General features: G+C 69.9%; 23 protein-coding genes. 14 read left to right on the top strand and 9 right to left on the bottom strand.

Translation table 11 applies throughout. The features are described 5' to 3' along the window. Position 1: 1 nt before the first annotated feature. Positions 2–733 carry a transporter substrate-binding domain-containing protein gene (locus RAMLITH_RS22555; RefSeq protein WP_168109710.1) on the bottom strand — a complete coding sequence of 244 codons (732 nt, stop codon included), beginning with the start codon at positions 731–733 and terminating at the stop codon, positions 2–4. A gap of 99 nt (positions 734–832) precedes the next feature. Here RAMLITH_RS22555 and RAMLITH_RS22560 point away from each other — a divergent pair, with 99 nt between their 5' ends. After that, the gene (locus RAMLITH_RS22560) at positions 833–1,609 is read left to right on the top strand and encodes an SDR family NAD(P)-dependent oxidoreductase (protein ID WP_238344340.1); all 777 of its coding nucleotides are present in this window, start codon (positions 833–835) and stop codon (positions 1,607–1,609) included. Between the two features lie 78 nt (positions 1,610–1,687). Here the strand turns inward: RAMLITH_RS22560 and RAMLITH_RS22565 are convergent, their stop codons facing one another. From RAMLITH_RS22565 to RAMLITH_RS22585, 5 genes are read right to left on the bottom strand one after another with little or no spacing between them, the layout of a single operon-like run. Continuing rightward, complete coding sequence (locus tag RAMLITH_RS22565) at positions 1,688–2,671, bottom strand: Bug family tripartite tricarboxylate transporter substrate binding protein (protein ID WP_168109711.1); 984 nt, start codon at positions 2,669–2,671, stop codon at positions 1,688–1,690. A 34-nt stretch (positions 2,672–2,705) separates the two neighbouring features. Next, on the bottom strand, positions 2,706–4,052 hold the full coding sequence (locus RAMLITH_RS22570) for an MmgE/PrpD family protein (protein ID WP_168109712.1): 1,347 nt from the start codon (positions 4,050–4,052) through the stop codon (positions 2,706–2,708). 18 nt (positions 4,053–4,070) lie between these two features. After that, positions 4,071–5,486, bottom strand: coding sequence for an aldehyde dehydrogenase family protein (locus RAMLITH_RS22575; protein WP_168109713.1), 1,416 nt, complete (start codon positions 5,484–5,486; stop codon positions 4,071–4,073). Continuing rightward, the gene (locus RAMLITH_RS22580) at positions 5,483–6,106 is read right to left on the bottom strand and encodes a thiamine pyrophosphate-dependent enzyme (protein WP_168109714.1); all 624 of its coding nucleotides are present in this window, start codon (positions 6,104–6,106) and stop codon (positions 5,483–5,485) included. The genes RAMLITH_RS22575 and RAMLITH_RS22580 overlap by 4 nt, the downstream gene beginning before the upstream one ends. Before the next feature lie 10 nt (positions 6,107–6,116). Then, a complete protein-coding gene (locus RAMLITH_RS22585; RefSeq protein ID WP_168109715.1) occupies positions 6,117–6,659 on the bottom strand; it encodes a thiamine pyrophosphate-binding protein in 543 nt (180 codons plus the stop codon). Positions 6,660–6,880: 221 nt separating this feature from the next. Here RAMLITH_RS22585 and RAMLITH_RS22590 point away from each other — a divergent pair, with 221 nt between their 5' ends. Together RAMLITH_RS22590 and RAMLITH_RS22595 are read left to right on the top strand one after the other, a co-directional pair. Continuing rightward, positions 6,881–7,864 carry a tripartite tricarboxylate transporter substrate binding protein gene (locus RAMLITH_RS22590; RefSeq protein WP_168109716.1) on the top strand — a complete coding sequence of 328 codons (984 nt, stop codon included), beginning with the start codon at positions 6,881–6,883 and terminating at the stop codon, positions 7,862–7,864. A 4-nt stretch (positions 7,865–7,868) separates the two neighbouring features. Beyond that, positions 7,869–8,702, top strand: a complete 834-nt coding sequence (locus RAMLITH_RS22595; protein WP_337786197.1) for an alpha/beta fold hydrolase — start codon at positions 7,869–7,871, stop codon at positions 8,700–8,702. Between the two features lie 18 nt (positions 8,703–8,720). Here the strand turns inward: RAMLITH_RS22595 and tcuB are convergent, their stop codons facing one another. The 3 genes from tcuB to RAMLITH_RS22610 all read right to left on the bottom strand — a co-directional run bounded on the left by tcuB (position 8,721) and on the right by RAMLITH_RS22610 (position 12,509). Further along, positions 8,721–9,884, bottom strand: coding sequence for a tricarballylate utilization 4Fe-4S protein TcuB (gene tcuB / locus RAMLITH_RS22600; protein WP_168109717.1), 1,164 nt, complete (start codon positions 9,882–9,884; stop codon positions 8,721–8,723). Further along, on the bottom strand, positions 9,871–11,280 hold the full coding sequence (tcuA, locus tag RAMLITH_RS22605) for an FAD-dependent tricarballylate dehydrogenase TcuA (protein WP_168109718.1): 1,410 nt from the start codon (positions 11,278–11,280) through the stop codon (positions 9,871–9,873). Before tcuA ends, tcuB begins: the two co-directional genes overlap by 14 nt. Positions 11,281–11,576: 296 nt before the next feature. Continuing rightward, positions 11,577–12,509 carry a LysR family transcriptional regulator gene (locus RAMLITH_RS22610; RefSeq protein WP_168109719.1) on the bottom strand — a complete coding sequence of 311 codons (933 nt, stop codon included), beginning with the start codon at positions 12,507–12,509 and terminating at the stop codon, positions 11,577–11,579. 178 nt (positions 12,510–12,687) lie between these two features. Here RAMLITH_RS22610 and RAMLITH_RS22615 point away from each other — a divergent pair, with 178 nt between their 5' ends. Genes RAMLITH_RS22615 through RAMLITH_RS22665 form a run of 11 tightly spaced genes read left to right on the top strand, consistent with a single transcriptional unit; the run spans position 12,688 to position 24,393 of the window. Beyond that, entirely contained in the window at positions 12,688–13,833 is a 1,146-nt protein-coding gene (locus RAMLITH_RS22615) for a CaiB/BaiF CoA transferase family protein (protein WP_168109720.1), read from the top strand. A 1-nt stretch (position 13,834) separates the two neighbouring features. Further along, a complete protein-coding gene (locus RAMLITH_RS22620; RefSeq protein ID WP_168109721.1) occupies positions 13,835–14,632 on the top strand; it encodes an enoyl-CoA hydratase/isomerase family protein in 798 nt (265 codons plus the stop codon). Between the two features lie 2 nt (positions 14,633–14,634). Continuing rightward, positions 14,635–15,582, top strand: a complete 948-nt coding sequence (locus RAMLITH_RS22625) for a hydroxymethylglutaryl-CoA lyase (protein WP_168109722.1) — start codon at positions 14,635–14,637, stop codon at positions 15,580–15,582. A 16-nt stretch (positions 15,583–15,598) separates the two neighbouring features. Next, entirely contained in the window at positions 15,599–16,789 is a 1,191-nt protein-coding gene (locus RAMLITH_RS22630) for an acyl-CoA dehydrogenase family protein (protein WP_168109723.1), read from the top strand. A gap of 55 nt (positions 16,790–16,844) precedes the next feature. Further along, on the top strand, positions 16,845–18,197 hold the full coding sequence (locus tag RAMLITH_RS22635) for an MmgE/PrpD family protein (RefSeq protein ID WP_168109724.1): 1,353 nt from the start codon (positions 16,845–16,847) through the stop codon (positions 18,195–18,197). A 38-nt stretch (positions 18,198–18,235) separates the two neighbouring features. After that, positions 18,236–19,264, top strand: coding sequence for a TRAP transporter substrate-binding protein DctP (dctP, locus tag RAMLITH_RS22640; protein ID WP_168109725.1), 1,029 nt, complete (start codon positions 18,236–18,238; stop codon positions 19,262–19,264). Beyond that, positions 19,264–19,833, top strand: a complete 570-nt coding sequence (locus RAMLITH_RS22645) for a TRAP transporter small permease (protein ID WP_168109726.1) — start codon at positions 19,264–19,266, stop codon at positions 19,831–19,833. The genes dctP and RAMLITH_RS22645 overlap by 1 nt, the downstream gene beginning before the upstream one ends. A 1-nt stretch (position 19,834) precedes the next feature. Beyond that, positions 19,835–21,109: a TRAP transporter large permease gene (locus tag RAMLITH_RS22650; protein ID WP_168109727.1), complete on the top strand. Its 1,275-nt coding sequence runs from the start codon at positions 19,835–19,837 to the stop codon at positions 21,107–21,109. After that, the gene (locus RAMLITH_RS22655; RefSeq protein ID WP_168109728.1) at positions 21,106–22,626 is read left to right on the top strand and encodes a class I adenylate-forming enzyme family protein; all 1,521 of its coding nucleotides are present in this window, start codon (positions 21,106–21,108) and stop codon (positions 22,624–22,626) included. The genes RAMLITH_RS22650 and RAMLITH_RS22655 overlap by 4 nt, the downstream gene beginning before the upstream one ends. Then, positions 22,614–23,591, top strand: a complete 978-nt coding sequence (locus RAMLITH_RS22660; RefSeq protein WP_168109729.1) for an aldo/keto reductase — start codon at positions 22,614–22,616, stop codon at positions 23,589–23,591. The genes RAMLITH_RS22655 and RAMLITH_RS22660 overlap by 13 nt, the downstream gene beginning before the upstream one ends. Further along, complete coding sequence (locus RAMLITH_RS22665; protein WP_168109730.1) at positions 23,572–24,393, top strand: GntR family transcriptional regulator; 822 nt, start codon at positions 23,572–23,574, stop codon at positions 24,391–24,393. Before RAMLITH_RS22660 ends, RAMLITH_RS22665 begins: the two co-directional genes overlap by 20 nt. The last annotated feature ends 3 nt before the right edge of the window (positions 24,394–24,396 follow it).

Here is a 24,396-nt window from a genome sequence, read left to right on the forward strand (position 1 = left end):
GTCAGTGGAGCGCCGTCGCGCCTTCTATGCCGTGGCGCTGCAGCGCCTCGCGCACGAACCCGCTGCGGCGCTGCTCCACGATGAAGGATTCGAGCAGGGCCTGCGCCGCGTCGCTGCGCCCGCGCGGCATCGCCATCGCCTGCTCGATCACCATGAAGCGGCCCGGCAGCAGTCGCACGCCGCCCACGCGGCGTGAGTCCGCCTCGAGCTGCTGGCGCACGCCGGCCGCCACTTCGATCGCCGGGTCGGCCAGGAACGCCTCGACCACCGCTTCCGACGTGGCCACCTTCACCAGCTTGGCGTGCTGCAGGTGCCGGCTGAGGAACAACTCGTAGGCGCTGCCCTCGCCCACCACCACGCGGGTTCCGGCGCGGTCGACTTCCTCGTTGCGCTGCAGCGCGGACGCCTCGCGCACCATGTAGCAGCCTTCGATCTGCACGTACGGCGACGTGAAATGGATCGTCTCCGCGCGCTTGGGATCGATCGCCATGAATCCGATGTCGGCTTCGCCGGCGGCGACGGCAGCCCCGGATTTCGCGGCCGTTTCGTACTGCAGCAACTGCGCTTCCACCCCCAGCATCCGCGCAAGGCGGCGCGTGAGGTCGATGGTGACGCCGGCCGGCCGCTCGGGCGACGTGCGGCTGTGGGCGAGCACGGGATTGCCCATGTTGAGGGCTGCGCGCAGGCTGCCGGTGGGCGCGAATTCGCGCACGATGGAAGGATCGATCTGCATGGCCGCAGGATACCGCCTGCGGTCAGCGGGGCAAAGCGCGCGCTCTACACTTGCCGTTCGACGGCGCCGTCGCGCCGCGCATTTCACGAGGAGCAACGCATGCTGGAACTGGGCCTCAAGGACAAGATCGCGATCATCACCGGCGGCAGCGACGGGCTCGGCCGCGCGAGCGCGCTGAAGCTGGCGGCCGAAGGAGCCAAGGTGGCGATCGCCGCGCGCCGGGCCGAACACCTGCAGCGCGCCGCCGACGAGATCCGCGCCGCCACCGGCGCCGACGTGCTGGCGGTGCCGGCCGACGTCACGGTGGCCGCCGATTGCGAGCGGCTGGCCCAGGCCGCGCTGCAACGCTGGGGCCGGGTCGACATCCTGCTCAACAACGCCGGCACCTCGGCGGCCGCGGGATTCGCCGACGTGGACGACGGCAAGTGGCAGGCGGACTGGGAGCTGAAGGTGATGGGCGCCGTGCGCATGTGCCGGCTGGTGCTGCCGCACATGCAACGGCAGCGCGACGGCCGCATCGTGAACATCACCACCGTCAGCGGCAAGACGCCCAAGGCGCGCAGCCTGCCCACCTCGGTGAGCCGCGCCGCCGGCATCAACCTGACCAAGGCCCTGGCCTGCGAATACGCGCCCGACAACGTGCGCGTCAACACCATCTGCATCGGACTGGTGCACAGCGCGCAGATCGACCGCATGGCCAAGGGCGGCGACCTGGAGGCGCACTACGCGCGGCTGGCGAAAGAGCGCGTGCCGTTGGGACGCGTGGCGCAGGCGACCGAGTTCGCCGACCTGTTCGCGTTCCTGGTGTCGGACCGGGCGAGCTACATCACGGGGACGGCGATCAACTTCGACGGGGGCGGCGGGGCCACTGTCTGAATTGCCGGATACAGGCAGACGTACGCAAGAATGAAACGGGCAGCACAAGGCTGCCCGTCCTGGTCAGGCGAGCCGGGCTTATTGAGCCGTAGCGCCCGAAGCCTTCACCACGGCCTTCCACTTCTCGTACTCGGCCTGGGTGAACTTGCCGAACTGCTCCGGCGTGCCGCCGACCGGGTCCGCGCCTTCGCGCACCAGCTGCTCCTCCAGCCCCGGCAGCACGTCGTTGACGGCCTTGTTGATGGTCGCGATCACCTGCGGCGGCGTCCCCTTGGGCGCGAAGAAGCCGAACCACGAGCCCGCCTCGAAGCCGGGGAAGCCCTTTTCGGCCACCGCCGGAATGCCCGGCAGCGAGCGCGAAGGCTTCGCGCTGGACACGGCCAGGGCGCGCAGCTTGCCGGCCTTGATGTGCTGGATCACCGAGGGGATGGTGGCGAACATGAATTGCAGGCGGCCGGCCAGCAGGTCGTTCAGGGCCGTCGCACCCTTGTACGGCACGTGCAGCGCTTCGGCGCCGACCCGCTGCGTCAACATGTAGCTGGAGAGGTGGGCCGAGGTGCCGACGCCGGTGGAGCCGTAATTGAGCTTGCCGGGATTGGCCTTGAGGTAGGCGACGAACTCGTCGAAGGTCTTCGCTGACACCGACGGATGCACCACCAGCACGTTGGGCACGTCGGCGATCTGGACGATGGGGACGAGGTCCTTCAACGGGTCGTACGACAGGGTCTTGTACAGCGTCTGGTTGATCGCGATCGGGCCGACCGAGTCGACGATCAGGGTGTAGCCGTCCGGCGCCGAACGCACGACGAACTCGGTGCCCAGGTTGCCGCCGGCGCCCGGCTTGTTGTCGATGACGAACGGCTGGCCGAGCTTCTCCTGCAGCTTCTGGCCGACGGCGCGCGCCAGGATGTCGGTGGTGCCGCCGGCCGTGAACGCCACGACGATCTTCACCGGCTTGGCCGGATACGGGTCGGCAGCCACCGCGTTCGGGGCGGCCACGGCGACGGCAGCCGCCAGCAAGGCGCCCAGGAACTGCTGGCGAGTGGGGGCGAAGGACTTCATGCGGGGTTGCTCCTCGTTGTGGTGAATGCGGTCGTCACAGGCTGCGCAGCTTCAGCGCCGCGAGGTCCTGCCGTTCCAGGTGCCAGAGCTGGTCGAGCAGCGCTCGCGCCGGCTCGGCGCCGATCACCGGCGATGCCAGTTCCAGGAACTTGTCGTTCAGGTCGGCGTCGGTAAGCGGCGCCTCCGGATCGCCCTTGCGGCACGGCGCGAACTGCTCGATCACCTGGCCGTTGCGCAACTGCACCGTCACCCGCGCCGCGCGCACGTTGGGGAATTTCGCGCTGAGGTCCGGATCGGCAACCAGCCTTGTCCTGGCCATGAGTGCGCGGATCGCGATGTCCGCCAGCCGCTGGTCCTCGAAGGCGTTGAGCCGCACCGCGCCGTACAGCAGCGCGTGGCCGACGACGTAAGGCAGGCTGAACTTGGCCTCGAACGCCGTGCGCGGCTCGAAGTTGCCGGTGACGTCCAGCGCCGTCTTGTAGGTGTCGACGCGGATAGCCTCCACCTGCGCCGGGTCGATGCGATGCTGCGCCCGGATGTCCAGCATCGCGTCGATCGCGGCGAAGGTGTGGCCGCAGCAACCGTGGTTCTTCTGGGTGATGGCCGTGATGTTGTAGCGCGTGCCGAGGCCGTCGGCGGCGCGCTCCCACTTCGGATCGTCGGACAGCGCCGCGCCGAAACCGGCCGCGCCTTCCAGGATGTCGAGCGCGCCGGTAATGCCGCTCGCCGCGCCCACGCCGGCCGTGACGCCGACCCAGGCGGCATGGCCCGCGTGCAGCGCCTTGGTCATGGCGTCGGAGCGGAATGCCTGCTGCAGGCCGGAAGCGAACGACGCCGCGGTCGCCAGCGAATGGCGCATGACGTCCGCATTGCCGGGGCCGGTCAGGGCGGCCGTCGCCGCGGCGCCGCCGAAGCAGCCGACGGTGCCGGTGGTGTGGAAGAACTTGTAGTGCGAAGGCTGCACGGCCGCGCCGATGCGGGTGGAGATCTCGTAGCCGATCGTGATCGCCTTGAGCAGCTGCTCGCCGCTGGCGCCGCGGTCCTCGGCAACCGCCAGCGCGGCGCCGATGGTCGGGCAACCCGGGTGGTAGACCGCGTCACGGAAGATGTCGTCGAACTCCACGGCGTGCGACACGCTGCCGTTGATCCAGGCGGCAGTGGCGGGAAAGGCGCTGGTGCGCTGGCCCGGCAGGCTCGAGCGGCCGTGTCCCAGTTCGGCGGCATGGGCCTTCAGCAGCTGGGCATTCGGCGCAACGCCGATGCCGGGGAACAGCGCCGAGAACCAGTCGATCAGCGCGCGCTTGGCGTGGTGGCTGACTACCGGCGACAACGGGCGGCCGGCTTCGAGCTGCGCGTAGCGGGCGAATTCGTCGATGATCATGATGAAGCTCCGTGGCGCTCAGTAGGCGACCGTGACCAGCCGCTCCTCCGTCATCTCGCGGATGGCGTAGGCCGGGCCTTCCCAGCCGAAGCCGCTGTCCTTGACGCCGCCGAACGGCATGGCGTCGACGCGGGCGCTGGACGCTTCGTTGATGTGCACGCCGCCGAAGCGCAGTTCACGGGCGGCCTTGAACGCCGTGTGCAGGTTGCTCGTGAACAGTCCGACGGCCAGGCCGAACGACTGGTTGTTCGCCTTCGCCACGGCTTCGGCTATGCCGTCGAACGGCACCACCGACACCACCGGGGCGAAGATTTCCTCGCACACCACCTTCATGTCGTCGCGCACGTCGGTCAGCACCGTTGGCTGCATCACGCTGCCTTCGCGCTTGCCGCCGGTGAGCAGCTTCGCGCCGGCGGCGACGGCGGCATCCACCCAGCCTTGCGCGCGCTCCGCGTGGTGCAGGCTGATCATCGGGCCGATGATGGTCGCCGGATCGGCCGGATCGCCGGCCTTCATCTTCCGCGCGGCGTCGACCAGCTTCGGCACGAACGCATCGACGATGCGCCGGTCCACGTACAGGCGCTGCACCGAGGTGCAGACCTGCCCCGCCTTGCGCAGCCCGGCGCTGAGGATCTTGGGGATGGCGAGGTCCATGTTCGCGTCGTGGCACACGATGGTGCTGGCGATGCTGCCCAGTTCCAGCTGGGTGCGGCGCAGGCCCGCGGCGGCCTGGATCTGCCGGCCCACCCGCGTGCTGCCGGTGAACGCGTAAAAGGCGATGCGCTGGTCGGCGAGCAACTGCGGGCCCACCACGGCGCCCTCGCCGTGCAGCAGCGCCAGCAGGTTCGCGGGCAGCCCGGCTTCGATCAGCACCTTGCACAGCTCGATGGCCGTGAGCGGCGTGAACTCCGACGGCTTGACCACGACCGCGTTGCCGCCGGCCAGCGCCGGACCGACCTTGTGCGCCAGCACGTTGAGCGGCGAGTTGAACGGCGTGATGGCGCACACCACGCCGCGCGGCGCGCGGATGGTGAAGCCGAAGCGGTTCTTGACGCCGTCGCCGGCCTGCAGCGGCGCCATGTCGCCGTTCAGGCGCTTGGCTTCCTCGGCCGAGAGCTCCAGCGTCTGCATGCAGCGGCGCACCTCGTTGTCGCCGTCGGCGCGGGTGAAGCCGGCCTCGTGCCGCATCAGCTCGATCAGCGGCTCGATGCGGCCTTCCAGCAGGCGCGCGGCCCGCGACAGGATCTGGAAGCGCTGGTACGGGCTCAAGGTGGACTGCCGCTGTCCCTCGATGGCGCCGCTGACGGCCGCCGTCACCTGTTCGGCGGACGCGACGGCCATCTGGCCGTACACGTCGCCGCTGTACTTGTCCTTGAGCGCTTCGCTGGAGGCGCCCGCGACCCACTGGCCGCCGATCAGCAGCTGGCCGTTCATGCCCGGCTGCTCCCGTTCAACATGCCTTCCATGAACCGGATGCGGATCTTGTTGGCGTCGCGCTCGGTCACGCCGGCCGGCGGCTGGTTGTCGGTGCGCGCGCAGATGAAGATCGGCCCGTCGCCCTTGAGCGCCAGGTCCACCAGCGATTCGAAGTGCGACTCGTCCTTCGCCCAGGTGCTGCGCGCGATGCCGGCGCCCTTGGCGATGGCGACCAGGTCGACGTTGGTGGACGTCATCGTCGGCTGCGCGCCGGTGATCTGGTAGGCCCCGTTGTCCCACACGATCACGGCGAGGTTGCGCGGATTGACGGCGGCGATCGTGCCGAGGGCGCCGAGCTGCATCAGCAGCGAGCCGTCACCTTCGAGGGCGAACACCTGGCGCTGCGGCTGCGCCATGGCGACGCCCAGCGCGATCGGCGCGGCCAGGCCCATGCTGCCCAGCATGTAGAAGTTGGTCGGGCGCTGGCCGGCGGCCCACAGGTCGAAGTGGGTGTGGCCGATGCCGCCGACGACGGCTTCTTCCTTCTTCAGCTTCGCGACCAGGCGGCGCGTGAGGTCGGAGCGATTCATCACCTTCACCGCGTCGCGGGTGGTGGAGATCAGGGTGGTGTCTTGCATCGCGCGCTCCTCAGTAGCTCTTCTTGCCGCGGCTGGTGAGCAGCGGCGACATGATCAGGGCGGCGCCGGCCTGCGTGGTGAAGGCCTGCTTGATCATCCGGTCGGTGACGAACTCGACGTCCTCCAGGCGCTGGATCGCGAAGTGCTCGATGCCCAGCGTCTCCAGGATCGGGCGCATGGTGCGGCAGACGATGGCCTGTCCCAGCTGGTGGTCGCCGATCGTGCCGCGCTCGGAAATCATCATCACCAGCGGGATCTGGCACGGCACGGTGAGCGAGGCCAGCACGTTGGCCAGCGTCGTGAAGCCGCTGGTCTGCATCAGCACGATGCCGCGCAGCCCCGCCATGTAGGCGCCGGTCACGATGCCCACTGCCTCTTCCTCGCGCGCCGGGCTGATCACCGTGAAGTAGTCGTCGGCCTGGAGGCGCTTGATGACGGGCGCGAGCACCTTGTCCGGCACGTAGGCGACCAGCTTCACCTCGTTCGCCTTCAGGACCCGGACGACGATCTCGTCCCAGGTTTCGCCGGCCCTGCCGGCCATCTCTTCAGCCATCGCACTACTCCTCGGTTCGGGACCACGCACGCCCGCGCATGGTCGGAGGATTTTAGGTGTCGCCTCCCGGCGCAGCCATCACGATCCGTGATGACCCCCACAGCCGCCGCGCGGCCGGCATGGGGAAACCGCGAGGCACGATGACTCGCGTGCCGGGCCAGAATCCGGACGGACGCCGCGCGCCGGCGCACGCTGAACTCACCATCAACAGGAGACCAGGGATGACTCCCAATCGCAGACAAGTTCTCACCGGCGCCGCCGCCCTCGCGCTCGGCGGCATGGCGCCGCTCGTGCGGGCCCAGGCCGGTGCGGAGTGGCCGAACGGCCCCGTCAAGATCGTCGTCGGCTTTTCCGCCGGCGGCCCCACCGACCTCGCCGCCCGCCTGATCGCGGCCAGGCTGCAGGCCGCCTTCGGCCAGAGCTTCGTCGTCGAGAACAAGGCCGGCGCCGGCTCCAACCTGGCCTCCGAGATCGTCGCGGCCGCAGCGCCGGACGGCCATACGCTGCTGATGGCGGCCGCGCCGATCGCGATCAACGGGCACCTGTACAGGAACCTCAAGTTCGACGTGCTGAAAAGCTTCGACCCGGTCAGCCAGGTGATGTCCGCGCCCTGCATCCTGGCGGTGCGTCCCGATTCGTACAAGACCATGGCCGAACTGCTCGCCGCGGCGAAGAAGGAGCCCGGCCGGCTGAGCTACTCGTCGTCCGGCGCCGGCGGCTCGCAGCACCTGGCCGGCGAGTTGCTGCAGCAGAAGGCCGGCATCCAGTTGATCCACGTGCCGTATAAGGGCGCCGCGCCGGCGCTGAACGACCTCCTGGGCGGCCAGGTGGCGATGGGGTTCATGACGTCGCTGTCCTCGGTGCCGCACTTCAAGTCCGGCAAGCTGCGCGCGCTGGCCGTGGCGGCACCGCAGCGCCTGCCGCAACTGCCGGACGTGCCGACCATGGCCGAAGTGGGCCTGCCCGGCGTCGAGATCAACTCCTGGTCCGGCCTGCTGGCGCCGGCGAAGACACCGCCGCAGGTCGTCGAGAAGCTGCAGCGCGAAGTGGCCAAGGCACTGGCCGCGCCGGACGTGCGCGAGAAGCTGGTGGCGCAAGGCGCGGTGGTCGTCGGCGGCACCTCGGGCGAGTTCGCCAGCTACCTGGCGCGCGAGCACGGCGAATACGGCAAGCTGATCAAGTCCATCAAGCTCAGCCTGGACTGAACGGGTGTCCCAAAGCGAAGACGACGCACGGGCGCTGGTCGCCCGCCTCGAGCAGCGTGCGGCAAGCGTCGACGCCCGCTTCGAGGGCTCGCGCATCCGCTGGCGGCGTATCGGCAGCGGACCGCCGCTGGTGCTGCTGCACGGCGGCAACGGCAGCTGGCTGCACTGGGTGCGCAACATCGAGCCACTGGCCGGGCGGCACCAGCTCTGGTTGCCGGACCTGCCGGGCTGCGGCGACTCCGACGAGGTCGCGCCGCCCGCGAACCTGGAGCGGCTGGTGGCGACGCTGCAGCACAACGTCGCCGAGCTGGTGGGCGGCGAGCGCGAGATCGACGTGGCGGCGTTCTCGTTCGGCTCGGTGCTGGCCTCCAACCTCGCGCTGGCGCGCGGCCGCGTGCGGCGGCTCGCGCTGCTGGGCGCCACCGGCCACGGCCTGCAGCGGCGCCAGCTGGCGCTGAAGAACTGGCGCACGCTGGAGCCCGGGTCCGCGCAGGAGCAGGCGCACCGGCACAACCTGGCCGAACTGATGCTGCACGAGCCGGCGGCGCTCGACGCGCTGGCGATGCTGGTGCATCGATCGGCCAGCGAGCGCACGCGGCTGCGCAGCAAGCAGTTGTCGCATACCGACGCGACGCGCCGGGCCCTGGACAAGCTGCAAATTCCAGTTCTGATGGCCTGGGGCGAACACGATCCCACGGCCAGCGGCGCGGCGACGGCGCTGGCGTTGGGGCATGGCCACCCGGAACGACGGTGCGTGGTCGTGCCGGGGGCCGGCCACTGGGTTCAGTACGAACGGGCCAACGAGATCAACACGCTGCTGGCGCGCTGGTTCGACTGACGACGCGCCGCCGCGGCCTCAGTCCGCCCCCAGCGCCAGCCTGTTCGGCTGCCGCTTCTCGATCGCGTGCTTCATCAGCGCGGCGGCGCGGTACACCGCATGCGCGAACTTGCCATAGGGCAGCGTCAGGAACAGGCCCATCACGAACCCCAGGTGCACGGCCAGCAGCGAGGCCATCGCGCCGGTGTCGCGCCACGCCAGCAGCGCGAGGCCGGTCAGGGCGTTGCAGAACAACAGCGTGATGAACGCGCGGTCCATGGGACGCTGCGCCGGGTCGCCGTGCAGCGGATGGCGCCGCAGGTTCAGCCACAGCAGCCCGGCCGGCCCGACCAGGAGGCCGATGCCGCCCAGGGTGCCCAGCACCACCGGCAGGCTGGTCACCGGATATGGCGCCGGCCAGCCCAGCAGGTAGTGGTACAGCGTGGCGACGCTCGTCGCCGCGAAGCACAGCAGGAAGCCGTAGAACGTGAAGTGGTGGAAGCGCCGGCGCGCCAGCGTGAAGCGGTCGTCGGCTTCGTTGCAGCCCTTGCCGTGGCCGCCGTCCAGGTACGTGAGGCGCAGCACGTCGTGCGTCGCTTCGGCCGCGGCCCCGCCGCTGGCGGGCCCCGGCGTCCACTCGCGCCAGAAGCGCCGGGCGCCCATCGCCAGCGCCAGCAGGGCGAAGCCGAACACCGCGCCGAACATCGCGACCAGCATGTTGTGCGGGAACACCGCGTAGAAGTTGCCGGCCAGCGGCTCGTGGACCAGCGTCCCGCGCCAGGCCAGCACCAGCACCAGGAACAGCGCGAGGCCCAGGCCGGTGGCCAGCGCCACCGTCAGGCCGTTGCGACGGTACAGCGCGCCGAACGCCGTGGGCCAGGCGTAGTCGGTGTAGGTCTGCTGCCTCACCTGCGCCATGGCCCGCGGCACGTTCACCGCGAACTCGTGCGGCGGCGCGTACTGGCACGCGTGCAGGCAGGCGCCGCAGTTGTGGCACAGGTTGGCCAGGTAATGGATGTCCGCCTTGGCGAAATCCAGCCGGCGCGTCATCGCCGGGAACACGGCGCAAAAGCCCTCGCAGTAGCGGCAGGCGTTGCACACCTGCATCTGGCGCGCGACTTCGGCCTCGCCTGCCGTCAGCGACACCGGTTCGCCCTGGGCCAGCGCGACCGCGTCGCGCGCGAGCGCGTCAAGCTGCTGCATGGATGCGCTCCTCTTGCTTCAGTGCCGCGGCGGCGGCCTGGGTGCCGGCGATCCGGCCGAAGGCCGTGCCTATGCTCATGCCGACGCCGGCCGTGTAACCCTGGCCCAGCACGTTGCCGGCCATCATCTCGCCGGCGACGAACAGGTTGCCGCTCGGCTCGCCGCCGAAGTGCACGGCGGCCTGGTCGTTGGTCTTCAATCCGAGGTAAGTGAAGGTGATGCCGGGCCGCAGCGCGTAGCCGTAGAACGGCGCCGTGTCGATGGGGCGGGCCCAGTGGGTCTTGGGCGGCGCGAGCCCTTCGGTGTGGCAGTCGTCGAGCACCGTGTGGTCGAAGTCGCCGACCCGGCAGGCCGCGTTGAAATCGGAGACGGTCTGCATGAAGGTCGCGACGGGCAGGCCAAGCTTCGCGGCCAGCTCGGGCAAGGTGTCCGCCTTCTCGCCGGGAAACACCGGCGGCATGAAGCGGCCGATGGCCTTGCTGTCGATGATGCAGTAGCCGATCTGGCCGGCCTGCTGCGCGACCAGCCGGCCCCAGATCGCATAGCGCTTGGGCCAGAAGTCCTCGCCTTCGTCGTAGAAGCGCAGCCCGGCCTGGTTCAGCATGACGCCCAGCGACACGCAGTCGACGCGGGTGCAGATGCCGCCGTCGTACAGCGGCGCCCGGGCGTCGATCGCCACGCAATGCGACTGCGAGGGGTCGCCGATGATGTCGGCGCCCGCTTCCATCATGTACTTGATCAGCACGCCCTGGTTGAACCGCGTGCCCCTGATCAGGAAGTTGTCGGCCGGCCATTCGCCCAGTTCGTTCCGGCCCCAGGCCTCGCGCAGCCATTCGCGGTTGGACTCGAAGCCGCCGGCCGCCAGCACACAGGCTTTCGCCGCGATGCGCTCGCCTTTGCAGTGCGCCGCGACGAAGCGCCCCCCCTCCAGTTCCAGCCGGTCCACCGGCGCTTCGTAGCGGATCTGAACGCCGAGCTCCTCGGCGCTGCGGTAATACGCGTTGACCAGCGCCTTGCCGCCGCCCATGAAGAAGGCGTTGGTGCGCGACAGGTGCAAGGTGCCGGACAGCGACGGCTGGAAGTTGACGCCGTGCTTGCGCATCCAGCCGCGGCAGGTGGAGGACTCGCGGATCACCAGGCGCGCCAGCTTCTCGTCGGTCACGCCCTTGGTGACCTTGAGCAGGTCCTGCCAGAACTCCTCTTCCGGGTAGGCATCGACCAGCACGTCCTGCGGCGCGTCGTGCATGCAGCGAAGGTTGCGGGTGTGCTGCGAGTTGCCGCCGCGCCATTCGCGCGGGGCGGCCTCCAGCAGCAGCACGCTGGCGCCGGCCTCGCGCGCCATCAGCGCGGCGCAGAGCGCGGCGTTGCCGCCGCCGATCACAAGGACATCGATCAATTGTTTTCTCCCGGGGCCCCGGTCGAGGCGCTGCCGCGCCCCGGGCCTTTCGACGTCATGAACTGTACTGGCGCGGGCGCGGCGGCGACAGCCGGGACGGCGCTCGGCGGTATCACGAATCGTGATGACGGGGAAGCTCTGAACAAATCGCGTCGCGCGCGCTCGAGGCAGGAACGGGATGATTTGTGCGCCAACGTTTCGCAGCCGGTGCTGGACGCACCGGCCAGGAACTTGGTGCGCAAAGCGCCCGTTGTTGCCCGAGCCCGTAGGGACGGCGGGCTTTGGTCAGAGCTTCCCTACGCCGCCGCCAGCGTCGCCCCGCCCCAGCGGCCGGCGCCCACCAGGTCGCGCACGCACTGGGCCAGCACCACGCGCGCGGCGAGGCCGGCCGGCGACAGCTCGTCGTCCGACAGGCTGCACAGCGAATTGAGGCGGCTCGCCTCGGGGTCGGCAAGCTCGGTCAGCACGAAGCGCCTGGCTGCGTCCGCCTGCCGCCCGATGGCGGCCCAGGGCTGGATCGTGCATCCCAGGCCATGGTCGACGGCGTCCATCAGCACCGCCAGCGAATCGATCTCGGCGACCAGCCTGGGCTTGGCCCTGGCGCGCGCAAAGGCGGCGTCGAGCGTGCTGCGCAGGCCGTGCGGCCCGCTCGGCAGCACCAGCGGCAGCTCCTTCAGTTCGGCGATGCGCGCGCTCGCGCCGAATTCGCGCACCAGATGCCGGCGCGACTGGATCAGGAACAGCTTTTCCTGCAGCAGCGGCGTGACGCTCCAGCGCCGCGCCGGATGGGTGTCGAACAGCACCGCGAGGTCGAGCTGGCGCGAGTTGAGCATGTTCGACAGGTGCCCGGACAGCGCCGACACCATGTGCAGCCGCACGTCGGAGTAGCGCTCGCGCATGGCCAGCATCAGCGGCACGCCGAGCACGGAGGCGGTGGTCGGCGCCAGGCCGACGCTGACGCTGCCGGTCAGGCGCGACTCGTGCGCCGCGCGCGCGGCCTGGTCGGCGTGCCGCAGCGCGAGCTGCGCTTCGCGGAAAAACGCGAGCCCTGCTTCGGTCGGCGTGATGCCCTTGCTGGTGCGCCGCAGCAGCCGAGTCGCGAGCTCGCCTTCGAGGCGGCCGATCTGCTGGCTCAGCGCGGACTGCACCAGTTGCAGGTCGAGCGCGGCGCGGCTGATGCTGCCGAGCTCCACGACGCGTACGAAATAGCGCATCTGGCGCAGTTCCATGGCTAGTCGCGCGTCCTGAAGGTCATTCGGCGATTCTACGAAGTCAGGGTTTTTCCGGGGACGGTCGGGGACCAGCGGCGTTGACAGCAGCCGGCCGCGAAGCCTACGATCTGTCCGTACATTTGAAATGTACGGACATTGACGGGCGCCCGCACCTGGCGCCGCTCACCACACCAGCATGACCAAGCCTCCAACGCCATTCGCGGACCTCGTCGTCGTCGAACTCGGCCACAGCGTGTCGGCCCCGTTCGCGGGCCAGATCTTCGGCGACCTCGGCGCGCAGGTGATCAAGATCGAGAAGCGCGAGGGCGACGACGCGCGCAAATGGGGGCCTCCGTTCTGGGAAGGCGCGGCCGCCTCGTTCCAGACCCTCAACCGCAGCAAGCGGTCGGTCGTGTGCGACCTGCGCTCCGCGCGCGACCGCGACGCGCTGCTGACGCTGATCGTGGAGCGCGCCGACGTCGTGCTGCAGAACCTGCGGCCGGGACAGGTCGAGGAACTCGGGCTGGACGGTGCGACGCTTCTCCAGCGCAAGCCGGCGCTGGTCTACTGCAACATGGGCGCCTTCGGCCGCGCCGGCCCGCTCAAGGATCGTCCCGGCTACGACCCGCTGATGCAGGCCTTCGGCGGCGTGATGGCGACCACCGGGGAGCCGGGCCGGCCGTCGGTGCGGGTCGGCCCGTCGATCATCGACATGGGCACCGGCATGTGGGCCGTGATCGGCATCCTGGCGGCGCTGCGCGAGCGCGCCGCCACCGGCAAGGGCGCGGTGGTCGACGTGTCGCTGTACGAGACCAGCACCAGCTGGGTCTCGCTGCTCGCGTCGCAGTACCTCGCTTCCGGCGAGTCGCCGGGCAAGCAGGGCTCGGGCGCCAACGGCATCGTGCCGTACAAGGCCTACGCCACCCGCGACGGCGAACTGGTGGTCGCCGCCGGCAGCGAGGGCCTGTTCCGCAAGCTGGCCGCCGTCGTCGGCCATCCCGAGTGGATAGCCGATCCGCGCTTCGCCGACAACCCGGCCCGCGTGCGCAACCAGGGCGAGCTGTACGCGATGCTCGACGCGATCATGCTGACGGCCGACACGGCGCACTGGGCGGCGCAGCTCGAGACCGCCGGCATCCCCTGCTCGCCCGTGCAGTCGATCGCGCAGATGGTGGCGCACGAACAGACCGCCGCGCTGGGACTGGTGCAGGACGTGCCGGGCACCGCGATGCGCTTCCTCGGGCTGCCGCTGGCGATCGACGGCCAGCGGCCGCGGCCCAGCGCCCGCCCGCCGGCGCTCGGCGAACACACCGGAATCCTTTTTGGCCACAGCGAGAACTGACATGGACTTCCCCCGCTACGAAACCCTGCTCACCGAGATGGTGGGCCCCCACGTCCTGAAGCTGACGATGAACCGGCCCGAGGTCGGCAACGCGCTCAACACGCAGATGGGCCACGACCTGCTGGACGTCTGGAACCGCCTGACGGTGGACGCCGGCGACGTGCGCTGCGTGGTCTACACCGGCGCCGGCGACCGCATCTTCTGCGCCGGCGGCGACCTCAAGGAGCGCAACGGCATGACCAGGCAGCAGTGGGTGCGTCAGCACGAGCTGTTCGAGCGCATGTACTGGACCCTCACCGACATGCCAGTGCCGGTCATTGGCGCCGTGAACGGCCACGCCTATGCCGGCGGCTTCGAGATGATGCTGTGCTGCGACTTCGCGTATGCGTCGAGCGCGGCGCGCTTCGCGCTGACCGAGGTGACGCTGGGCATCATGCCCGGCGCCGGCGGCACGCAGAACCTGCCGCGCGCCATCGGCGAACGCCGGGCCAAGGAGATCCTGCTGACCGGCCAGCCGATCACGGCCGCGAAGGCGCTCGACTGGGGGATCGTCAACGAGCTGTGCGAGCCGGGCCAGGTGTACGACCGGGCGCTCGCCACCGCCAACACCATCGCCGGCAACGCGCCGCTGTCGGTGCGGCAGATCAAGAAGTCGGTGCGCTACGGCGGCCAGATGGAACTGCGCACGGCCTTCCGGTTCGAGATCGAGGCCTACAACCACCTGGTCGAGACCGAGGACCGTTACGAAGGCGTGCGCGCCTTCAACGAAAACCGCAAGCCGGCCTTCAAGGGATGCTGAACATGAAACACGACATCGATGTCATCGTGCGCGAGGTGGGCCTGCGCGACGGCCTGCAGATCCACCAGACCTTCATGCCGACGGATCGAAAGCTGGCCTGGATCCAGGCCGAAGCCGCCGCCGGCGTGTCGGAAATCGAAGTGACTTCCTACGTGCCGGCGAAGGTGATCCCGCAGTTCGCGGACGCCGAGGAGGTGACGGTGCGTTCGCTGGGCATCCCCGGCCTCACCGTCGCGGCGCTGATCCCGAATTTCCGCGGCGCCGAGCGCGGCATCGACCTGGGCGTGCACAAGCTGAACTTCGTGATGTCGGTCAGCCGCACGCACAACATGAACAACGTGCGCCGCGAGCGCGAGGAATCGGTCGCCGACTTCAAGCGCATCGTGGAGCTGGTGCGCTCGCAGCCGGCCGGCAAGCGGCCGATCCTGGTCGGCGGCCTGGCGACGGCGCTGGGCTGCTCGTTCGAAGGCCGGGTGCCGGTCGACGACGTGGTGCGCTATGCGGTCGCGCTGGCCGAGGCGGGTGCGGACGAACTGGTGGTGCCGGACACCGTGGGCTACGCCGACCCGGCACACGTGAAGCGCGTGTTCAAGGCGGTGCTGGCCGCCGTCGGCAAGCTGCCGGTGGCCGCGCACTTTCACGACACGCGCGGCACGGGCCTGGCCAATGTCACGGCAGCGCTGGACTGCGGCGTGACTCGCTTCGACGCCTCGCTGGCCGGCATCGGCGGCTGCCCATTCGCGCCCGGTGCGACCGGCAACATCGTCATGGACGACCTGGTCTTCATGCTGGACTCCATGGGCCTGCGCACCGGCGTCGACATCGAAAAGCTGGTCGCCGTGCGCGAGATCGTGCGCGAGACCCTGCCCGATATCGAGATGCACGGCGCCATCGCGCGCGCCGGGCTGCCGAAGAACTACGTGGGCGCCGCGGCACGCGCGGCCGCCTGAACCCCGGGACAAAGAGATGAGCACCACCACCCGAATCGAAGACGTGTCCGTGCCGCTGGGCGAGGACTTCCCCGAGATCCGCGAGAGCGTCCGCCGCATCTGCGCCGGTTTCCCCGGCGCCTACTGGCGCGGCCTCGAGGAGCGCGAGGCCTACCCGACCGAGTTCGTGCAGGCCCTGACCAAGGCCGGTTTCCTGGGCGCGCTGATCCCCGAGGAGTACGGTGGCGCCGGGTTGCCGCTGCGCGCCGCGGCGGCGATCCTCGAGGAGATCCACGCCGCCGGCTGCAACGCCGGCGCCTGCCACGCCCAGATGTACATCATGGGAACGCTGCTGCGGCACGGCTCGCCCGAGCAGAAGGACCGCTACCTGCCGAAGATCGCTTCCGGCGAACTGCGGCTGCAGGCCTTCGGCGTGACCGAACCCACCAGCGGCACCGACACCACCAAGCTCAAGACGCGGGCCGTGCGCGACGGCGACCATTACGTCGTCCATGGCCAGAAGGTGTGGACCTCGCGCGCGCTGCACTCCGACCTGATGCTGCTGCTGGCGCGCACCACGCCGCTGGAGGAAGTGAGCAAGCGCACCGAAGGCCTGTCGGTGTTCCTGGTCGACATCCGCGAATGCCTGGGCAAGGGCCTGGAGATCCGGCCGCTGAAGGCCATGATCAACCACCACGCCACCGAGGTGTTCTTCGACGGCATGAAGGTGCCGGCGAAGAACCTGATCGGCCAGGAAGGCAAGGGCTTCAAGTACATCCTGGACGGCATGAACGCCGAGCGGATCCTGGTGTCGTCGGAGGCAATCGGCGATGCCCGCTGGTTCACGAAGACCGCCGTAGCCTACGCCAACGAGCGCGTCGTGTTCGGCCGGCCGATCGGCCAGAACCAGGGCATCCAGTTCCCGATCGCCCGCGCCCACGCCGAGACCGAGGCGGCCGCGATGCTGCTGCGCAAGGCGGCCGCCCTCTTTGCCGCCGGCCTGCCCTGCGGCGACGACGTCAACATGGCCAAGCTGCTGGCGTCGGAAGCGTCGTGGCACGCGGCCGAAGCGTGCATGCAGACCCATGGCGGCTTCGGCTACGCCAGGGAATACGACGTGGAGCGCAAGTGGCGCGAGACGCGGCTGATGCAGATCGCGCCGATCTCCACCAACCTGGTGCTGTCCTACATCGCCGAGCACGTGCTGGGCCTGCCCCGGTCGTACTGATCGTTCAACGTGTTCCGGGCGCCGCGACCAGGGTGCAGCGTCCGCAGGAGGATCCATGAGTGGTTTGACCGCACAACTTGCCGCCTTCACCGCGAATCCGCGGTTCCCCGACCTGCCGGCTCGCGCCGTCGAGATCGTCCAGTCCGGCTTTGCCGACACCATCGCCACCATGCTCGCCGGGCGCGAGGAGCCGGTGGTGCGGATCGCGCAGGACTTCGTCGCGGCGCGCCAGTCGCCGGCGAGCGAGTCTTCGCTGCTGCTGGGAACGCGCAAGGCCGCCAGCGCCGACGCGGCGCTGGTGAACGGCGCGGCCGGCCACGCGCTGGACTTCGACGACGTGGCGCTGGGCGGCCATCCCAGCACCGTGCTCGTGCCGGCGGTGCTGGCCGAAGGCGAGCGCCTCGACGCGAGCGGCGAGGAAGCGCTGCGCGCGTATCTCGTGGGTTACGAAGTATGGGCCGAGCTGTTCCGGCGCGAGCCGGACGCCTACCACCTCAAGGGCTGGCATCCGACGGCGGTGCTCGGCACCGTCGGCGCGACGGCCGCGGTGGCCTGGCTGAACAAGCTGCCGCAGGACAAGTGCCGGCATGCGATCGCCTTGTCGGCCAGCATGGCCTGCGGGTTGGTGGCGAATTTCGGCACCATGACCAAGCCCTTGCACGCCGGCCGCGCGGCCGCCGCCGCGATCGACGCGGTGCGGTTCGCCGCCGCCGGGCTCACCGCCGCGCCCGATGCCATCGAGCACCACGCCGGCTACCTGGCCGCGCTGTCGCCGCAGGGCCGCGCCGACCGCGAGTCGCCGGCCTCCGCCCTGGGTCGCGAACTGCGGGTCCTGGAGTACGGCCTCTCGATCAAGAAATACCCCACCTGCTACGCGACCCACCGCGTGATCGACGGCGTGCTCGACCTGGCACGCGAGCACGGCGTGCGCAGCGAAGACGTCGAGGAAGTTCGTGCCCGCATCGGCGTCGCGCAGGCGTCGATGCTGCGCAACCACCAGCCCGTGACCGGCCTGGAAGCCAAGTTCAGCCTCGAGTTCGCCGTCGCGTCGGCGCTGGTCGCCGGCAAGGTGGGCCTCGCCGAACTCACCGACGAATTCGTGGGACAGCGTGCCGTGCGCGACGTCTTTTCCAAGGTGAAGATCGCGACCGACGACTCGCAGTGCCCGATCGAGCCGATCTTCGCCGAGAACGACCAGGTGCAGATCGTGCTGCGCGACGGCCGCACGCTGGCCAGCGGCGACATCCGGTTCGCGCGCGGCAACGCCATGGCGCCGCTGGCGCAGGCCGACCTGCGCACCAAGTTCATCGACTGCGCCGGCCGCGCCGGCGACATCGATGGCGCGGCGCTGTTCGACCGGCTGATGGACCTGCGCTCGGTGCCACGGCTGCGCGCCCTCGCCCGTTGACCCCTGTTTTTCTTCACAACGATCCATAGGAGACAACCATGATCACGAAACGCATTGCCCTGCTCGGCGGCCTCATGGCCGCCGCTTCCGCCTTCCTGCCCGTGCCTGCGGCGGCGCAGGAGAAGCTTCGCATCACGCTCGACACCAATCCGACCCACGTGCGCAACCGGGGCGTCGAGGTCTTCGCCGAGGAACTGAAGAAGCGCGTGGGCAGCAAGCTGGCGGTCGAGATCTATCCGAGCGGCCAGCTGTTCCGCGATCGCGACGTGCCCAAGGCCCTGCGCCAGGGCGCTGTGGAAATGGCGGTGCCCGGCACGTGGCAGCTCGATGGCGTCGAGCCGAACGTGGCGCTGCAGACGCTGCCGATGTTCTACGGCGTCGAAGGACCGGTGGTGCACCAGGTGCTCGACGGCAAGCTGGGCCAGTTCCTCAACGCCAAGCTCGAGGACCGCATGAAGGTCAAGGTGATCGGCAAGTGGATCGACCTGGGCGGGCAGCACTTCTTCGGCATCAACAAGCCGATCAACAGCTATGACGACCTGAAGGGCCAGAAGATCCGCCACTCGGGCGGCACCGCGAACGCAGCCCGGCTGGCGGCACTGGGCGCCAATCCGATGCTGGTGCCGTTCCCCGACGTGCCGATGGCCATGAGCCAGGGCGTGATCGACGGCGTGGCCACAACCTATGAAAGCGCCTGGACGTCCAAGCTTCACGAGTCCGGCCTGAAATTCGCGTTCGAGGACAACCAGTTCTTCGGCCAGTACGTCCCGATGATCGGGCAGCAGTTCTGGAACAAGCAGCCCAAGGACGTGCAGGAGGCGATCATCGCCGCGTGGGACATCGCCGCGCGCGGACAGCGCGAGCTCGCCGCGAAGTCGCAGGCCGAGGCTCGCGACAACCTGGTCAAGGCCGGGATGAAGATCGTCAAGCCCGCGCCGGCCGCGGTCGACGCCAGGCGCAAGCAGCTGATGGCGACCCAGGACGACCTGGTCAAGCAGATGAAGATCGAAGCCGATGCGATCCAGGCCGCCAAGGCAGGGCTCGCCGCCGCCAAGGTGCCGTTCTGATGGAAGCCAAGGATGCAGCGCTGCCGCCGCAGCCTGCCGTCTACGAGGCGCTGCGGCAGAAGGCGGCGGCCGAGCTGGCACAGGAGCATGGCGAAGCGGCGCAGCCCTTGTGGCTGCGCATCGAGGACCTGCTGGTCGGCGGCCTCGCCGTCTGCGCCCTCCTGCTGTGCTCCTACAACGTGGTGGTGCGCTACTTCCATCCGGCGTGGACGCTCGAACTGGTCGACGAGGTGCAGGTGTACGTGATCGTGTGGGCGGTGCTGCTGTCGCTGGGCGCCGTCACCGTCGCCGACCGGCACGTGAAGGCCGACCTGTTCGTCACCTTCTTCCCGGAGAAGCTGCGCCGCGCGACGGAACTGTTCGTCGACCTGCTGGGGCTGGCCTTCGCGGGAATGCTGCTGTGGTACGGCGCGACGCTGGCCTACCAGTCGTGGGACTACGGCGACGTTTCGACGACCACGCTGCGTTTTCCCCTGTGGATCTACTTCTCGGCGTTGCCGGCGGGCGGGCTGGCCCTGTGCATCGGCTACCTGATCCGGCTGCGCCGGCGCCTGCGCACCGGGAGCTGACATGGCCGTCGCGACCATCCTGCTGTTCTTCGGGCTCCTGGTCATCGGCGCCCCGATCTACCTGACCCTGGGCGCCAGCGCCGCCGTGATGTTCGCGGCCGCGGACAGCCTGCTGCCGTTCGCGCAGAAGATCATCGACGAGCTCAACTCCGTCACACTGCTGGCCGTGCCGTACTTCGTGATCGCCGCCACCTTCATGGAACGCGGCGGCGTCGCGCGGGCACTGATCGATGCCGCAGCTGGATGGGTGGGCCGCCTGCCGGGCGGGCTCGGGCTGGTCGCGGTGCTCGCCTGCACGATCTTCGCGGCAATGTGCGGCTCGTCGGTGGCGACCGCCATCGCGATGGGCACCATCCTCGTGCCCGCGATGCTCCGCGGAGGCTACGCCCGAGGCTTCGCGTCGGGCATCGTCGGCGCGTCGGGCACGCTGGGCATCCTGATCCCGCCGTCGCTGGCTTTCGTCGTCTATGGCGTGCTGGCCGACATCTCGATCCCGCGGCTGTTCCTGGCCGGGGTCGTGCCTGGGCTGATGCAGGCGGCGCTGCTGGCCGGCTACATCCTCTGGTTCAGCCGGCGCGCCGGTTATGCGCTCGAAGCCGAGATGCCCACGCGGGAGAAGCTGCGACGCACCTGGTACGCGCTGCCGGCGCTGTCGGTGCCGGTGATCGTGCTGGGCGGACTCTATGGCGGCATCGTCACGCTGACCGAGTCCGCCGCGCTGTCGGCCATCGTCGCGATCGTGCTGTCGCTGTTCGTCTACCGCGGCATCCAGCCTGCGGCGCTGCTGTCGACGATGGCCGGTGCGGTGCGCAACGCCGCGGTCATCATGATCATCATCGCCGTGGCGCTCGCGTTCGGCCACTGGGTGACCGAGACCGGCGTCACGGCGCATGCGGTGCAGCTGATCAAGGACTGGGGCATCGAGGGCTGGCAGTTCCTGATCGTGATCAACATCCTGCTGCTGATCCTGGGCATGTTCCTCGAGGTCTACTCGGTGATGCTGCTGATCGTGCCGGTCGTGATTCCCATGCTGGAGCCGCTGGGCATCGACCCGATCCACTTCGGCGTCGTGCTGGTGATCAACATGGAGATCGCGCTGCTGACGCCGCCGGTCGGGCTCAACCTGTTCGTCATCGCCAACATCTCCAAGACACCGCTGGCCGAGGTGGTGCGCGGCACCATGCCTTTCGTCGCGCTGATGCTGTGCCTCCTGGTGCTGGTCACCTACGTTCCGGTGTTCTCGACGTGGCTGCCCGGGTTGATGCTGTCGAAATGAACGCCGTCCCGTGGTCGGCCCAGTTGCGCGCGCTCGCCGCGCGCTTCGGTGATGCGCCGGCCGTGACGGCGGAACACGGCGGCACGCTTTCGTACGCCGGGCTCAGCGACCGCGCCCACGCGCTGGCCGAAGTGCTCGCGGCGCGCGGGATCGCTGCCGGAACACCGGTGGCGATCCTGTTGCCGAACTGCGCCGAAAGCGTGTGGTGCGCCTACGGAGTGCGCCTGGCCGGCGCGGCCGACACGCCCCTCGGCTGGGGCTCCACCGGCGAGGAGGTCGCCTGGGCGGCGCAACTCGCCGGTTTCAGGACCGTCATCACGACGGCCGACCGCGCGGAGGCCGTGCGCGCCCTCGGCCTGGATCCGCTGCTGCCCGGCTCGGTGCGGGCGACGCCGGGCGGCCAGGCAGCATGGGACGCCGTCCCCGCCGATGCCACCGGTCGCGTGCTCTTCACGTCGGGCACGACCGGCAAGCCCAAGGGCGTGCGCTACTCGCACGGGAGGCGCTGGATCGCCGAGCAACTGCTGCGCGCGACGCTGCCCTTCACGCCGGCGCGCCGCTCGCGGCTGCTGCTGGTCACGCCGTTCGCCCACGGTGCCTCGCTGCTGACGTTCGCGTGGTGCGAATACGGCGGCGAGGTGCTGCTGGAAGGCGGCGTCGACCCGGCGCGGGTGCGCACGCTGCTGCGGCGCGGCGGCGTCGACGCCCTGTTCGCGCCGCCCACGGTGATCGCCAAGCTGGCGGCCGCGCTCGGCGACGAGCGCTTCGAGGGCGTGCGCTGCATCTTCACCGGGACCCAGCCGCTGCCGCCGGGCCTGTACGCCAAGGCCTGCGCCATGTTCGGGCCGGTGGTGCGGGTCACCTACGGCAAGACCGAGTGCTTCAATCCCATCACCGTGCTGGAAGCGCCGGACACCCACGACTGGTTCACCCAGCAGCCGGTGCCGCCCGGGGCTTGCGTCGGCTGGCCCGCGCCCGGCGTCGAGGTCGAGATCCGCGATGGCCAGGTCTGGCTGCGCTCGAGCCACATGTCCGAGGAACTGGTCGGTCCCGACGGACCGATCCCGCACGCGGATGGCTGGCACGCGACCGGCGACCTGGGCCGCATCGACGACCGTGGCCGGCTGGTGCTTCTCGGCCGCGTGGCCGACGTGATCAAGAGCGGCGGCTACCGCGTCAACCCGGACGAGATCGAGGCGCTGCTCGCCGGCCTGCCCGGCTGCGGCGCGGTGTGCGTCGCCGGACTGCCGAGCGAATACTGGGGCGAGATCATCATCGCCGTGGCGGAACATGCGCAGCCGGGCTGGGAGGATGCCGTGCGCGGCCGGGTCGCGGCCTTGTCGAAACACAAGCAGCCGCGCCTGTTCGTTGCCCTGCCGGCGCTGCCGCGCAACGCCCAGGGGAAAATCAGCCGGCGCGAGGTGGTACGGTGCGTGCTGGCCACCCACCGGCTGGCCGACGGCGCCCATCCCGCCTTGTCGCCCAAACCCGAAGAGGAACTGCAATGGAATACGTGAGACTGGGCCGCACCGGCATGAAGGTGTCGCGGATCTGCCTGGGCTGCATGACGTTCGGCGAGCCGAACCGCGGCCGCCACCCGTGGACCATGGGCGCGGAGCAGAGCCGGCCCATCATTCGCCACGCGCTGGAAGCCGGCATCAACTTCTTCGACACCGCCAACAGCTATTCCGACGGCAGCAGCGAGGAGATCGTCGGAGGGGCGCTGCGCGACTTCGCGAAGCGCGACGAGATCGTGATCGCGACCAAGGTGTTCAACCGCATGAGGCCCGGCCCCAACGGCGCCGGCCTCTCGCGCAAGGCCATCCTGCACGAGATCGACCAGAGCCTGAAGCGCCTGGGCACCGACTACGTCGACCTGTACCAGATCCACCGCTGGGATCCCGGCACGCCGATCGAGGAAACGCTGGAAGCGCTGCACGACGTGGTGAAAGCCGGCAAGGCGCGCTACATCGGCGCCTCGTCGATGTTCGCATGGCAGTTCGCGAAGGCGCTGCACACGTCCGAGCGGCGCCACCTCACCCGCTTCGTCACCATGCAGGACCACCTGAACCTGCTGTACCGCGAGGAGGAGCGCGAGATGCTGCCGCTGTGCCGCGACGAAGGCATCGGCGTGCTGCCGTGGAGCCCGCTGGCGCGCGGCCGGCTGGCGCGGCCCTGGGGCCAGGCCACGGCTCGTATTGAGACCGACGACTTCGGCCACCAGCTGTACGACGCGACCGAGCAGGCGGACCGCGCCGTCGCCGATCGCGTCGCGCAGGTGGCCGCGCAGCGCGGCGTCCCCATGGCGCAGGTGGCTCTGGCCTGGGTCGCGCAGCACCCCGGCGTCACGGCGCCCATCGTCGGCGCGTCGAAGCCGCAGCACGTCGACGACGCGGTGGCCGCGCTCAAGGTCAATCTCTCGCCAGAGGAGACGGCGCTGCTCGAGGCGCCGTACGTTCCCCATGCCATCGCCGGCCAGTAGGAAGGGCCCGGGCGGCTCCACCCGCGCACCGGCCAAGCCGGCGCAGCCGCGCTACGCCTGGCTACGCGAGCGCATCCTGAAGGACATCACCAGCGGCAAGTACCCGGTCGGCTCGCTCCTGCCGCCAGAAAAGCAGCTCGCCGAAACGTACGGCGTGAGCCGGCACACGGTGCGCGAAGCCACACGCAAGCTGGCCGACAGCGGCCAGATCTCGCGCCAGCCCGGACGCGGCACGGTGGTCTGCTCAGTGACCGAGCCGAGCCCGTACGTGGCGGGCCTCGGCACGGCCGAGGACCTGGTCGCCTACACCAGCGCCACCCGGCTGGAGGTGCTGCGCTCGCGCCACCTGGTCGCCGACGGAGACCTGGCGCAGGCGCTGGGCTGCGAGGAAGGTTCGCGCTGGCTGGAGGTGGAAGCCTTCCGCCATGCGATCGAAGGCGCGGCGCCGATTTCATTCACGCGCGTCTACCTGCGGCCGGAGTTCGCCGACATCGTGATGCGGCTGCGCGGGCGCCACATGAGCATCTACTCCATGCTGGAGCAGCACCACGGCCAGAAGATCCATGCCGTGCGCCAGCAGATCGAGGCCGCGCTGATGCCGGCGCCTGCGGCCAGGCTGCTGGGCGTGCCCGCGCGCAGCCCGGCGCTGCACATGCGGCGCGCCTACCTGGACAGCGCCGGCCGCGTGCTGGCCGTCTCCGCCAACCTGTACGCGGCGGAACGCTTCCGGCTGGAGACCTACTGGCGCGGCCAGGAGGAGCCGCCGGCGGTGCGCGGGAAGCCCAGGAAGCGGGCGCCGTGATGC

This window comes from Ramlibacter lithotrophicus (assembly GCF_012184415.1).
Classification (GTDB): domain Bacteria; phylum Pseudomonadota; class Gammaproteobacteria; order Burkholderiales; family Burkholderiaceae_C; genus Ramlibacter; species Ramlibacter lithotrophicus.

Coding starts and splice junctions, on each gene's coding strand:
- RAMLITH_RS22645 (WP_168109726.1), top strand. CDS start 19,264: ATGGAAGCCAAGGATGCAGCGCTGCCGCCGCAGCCTGCCGTCTACGAG.
- RAMLITH_RS22630 (WP_168109723.1), top strand. CDS start 15,599: ATGAGCACCACCACCCGAATCGAAGACGTGTCCGTGCCGCTGGGCGAG.
- RAMLITH_RS22615 (WP_168109720.1), top strand. CDS start 12,688: ATGACCAAGCCTCCAACGCCATTCGCGGACCTCGTCGTCGTCGAACTC.
- RAMLITH_RS22660 (WP_168109729.1), top strand. CDS start 22,614: ATGGAATACGTGAGACTGGGCCGCACCGGCATGAAGGTGTCGCGGATC.
- tcuB (WP_168109717.1), bottom strand. CDS start 9,884: ATGCAGCAGCTTGACGCGCTCGCGCGCGACGCGGTCGCGCTGGCCCAG.
- RAMLITH_RS22655 (WP_168109728.1), top strand. CDS start 21,106: ATGAACGCCGTCCCGTGGTCGGCCCAGTTGCGCGCGCTCGCCGCGCGC.
- RAMLITH_RS22610 (WP_168109719.1), bottom strand. CDS start 12,509: ATGGAACTGCGCCAGATGCGCTATTTCGTACGCGTCGTGGAGCTCGGC.
- RAMLITH_RS22560 (WP_238344340.1), top strand. CDS start 833: ATGCTGGAACTGGGCCTCAAGGACAAGATCGCGATCATCACCGGCGGC.
- RAMLITH_RS22590 (WP_168109716.1), top strand. CDS start 6,881: ATGACTCCCAATCGCAGACAAGTTCTCACCGGCGCCGCCGCCCTCGCG.
- RAMLITH_RS22625 (WP_168109722.1), top strand. CDS start 14,635: ATGAAACACGACATCGATGTCATCGTGCGCGAGGTGGGCCTGCGCGAC.
- dctP (WP_168109725.1), top strand. CDS start 18,236: ATGATCACGAAACGCATTGCCCTGCTCGGCGGCCTCATGGCCGCCGCT.
- RAMLITH_RS22580 (WP_168109714.1), bottom strand. CDS start 6,106: ATGCAAGACACCACCCTGATCTCCACCACCCGCGACGCGGTGAAGGTG.
- RAMLITH_RS22665 (WP_168109730.1), top strand. CDS start 23,572: ATGCCATCGCCGGCCAGTAGGAAGGGCCCGGGCGGCTCCACCCGCGCA.
- RAMLITH_RS22635 (WP_168109724.1), top strand. CDS start 16,845: ATGAGTGGTTTGACCGCACAACTTGCCGCCTTCACCGCGAATCCGCGG.
- RAMLITH_RS22650 (WP_168109727.1), top strand. CDS start 19,835: ATGGCCGTCGCGACCATCCTGCTGTTCTTCGGGCTCCTGGTCATCGGC.
- RAMLITH_RS22555 (WP_168109710.1), bottom strand. CDS start 733: ATGCAGATCGATCCTTCCATCGTGCGCGAATTCGCGCCCACCGGCAGC.
- RAMLITH_RS22570 (WP_168109712.1), bottom strand. CDS start 4,052: ATGATCATCGACGAATTCGCCCGCTACGCGCAGCTCGAAGCCGGCCGC.
- RAMLITH_RS22575 (WP_168109713.1), bottom strand. CDS start 5,486: ATGAACGGCCAGCTGCTGATCGGCGGCCAGTGGGTCGCGGGCGCCTCC.
- RAMLITH_RS22565 (WP_168109711.1), bottom strand. CDS start 2,671: ATGAAGTCCTTCGCCCCCACTCGCCAGCAGTTCCTGGGCGCCTTGCTG.
- RAMLITH_RS22585 (WP_168109715.1), bottom strand. CDS start 6,659: ATGGCTGAAGAGATGGCCGGCAGGGCCGGCGAAACCTGGGACGAGATC.
- RAMLITH_RS22620 (WP_168109721.1), top strand. CDS start 13,835: ATGGACTTCCCCCGCTACGAAACCCTGCTCACCGAGATGGTGGGCCCC.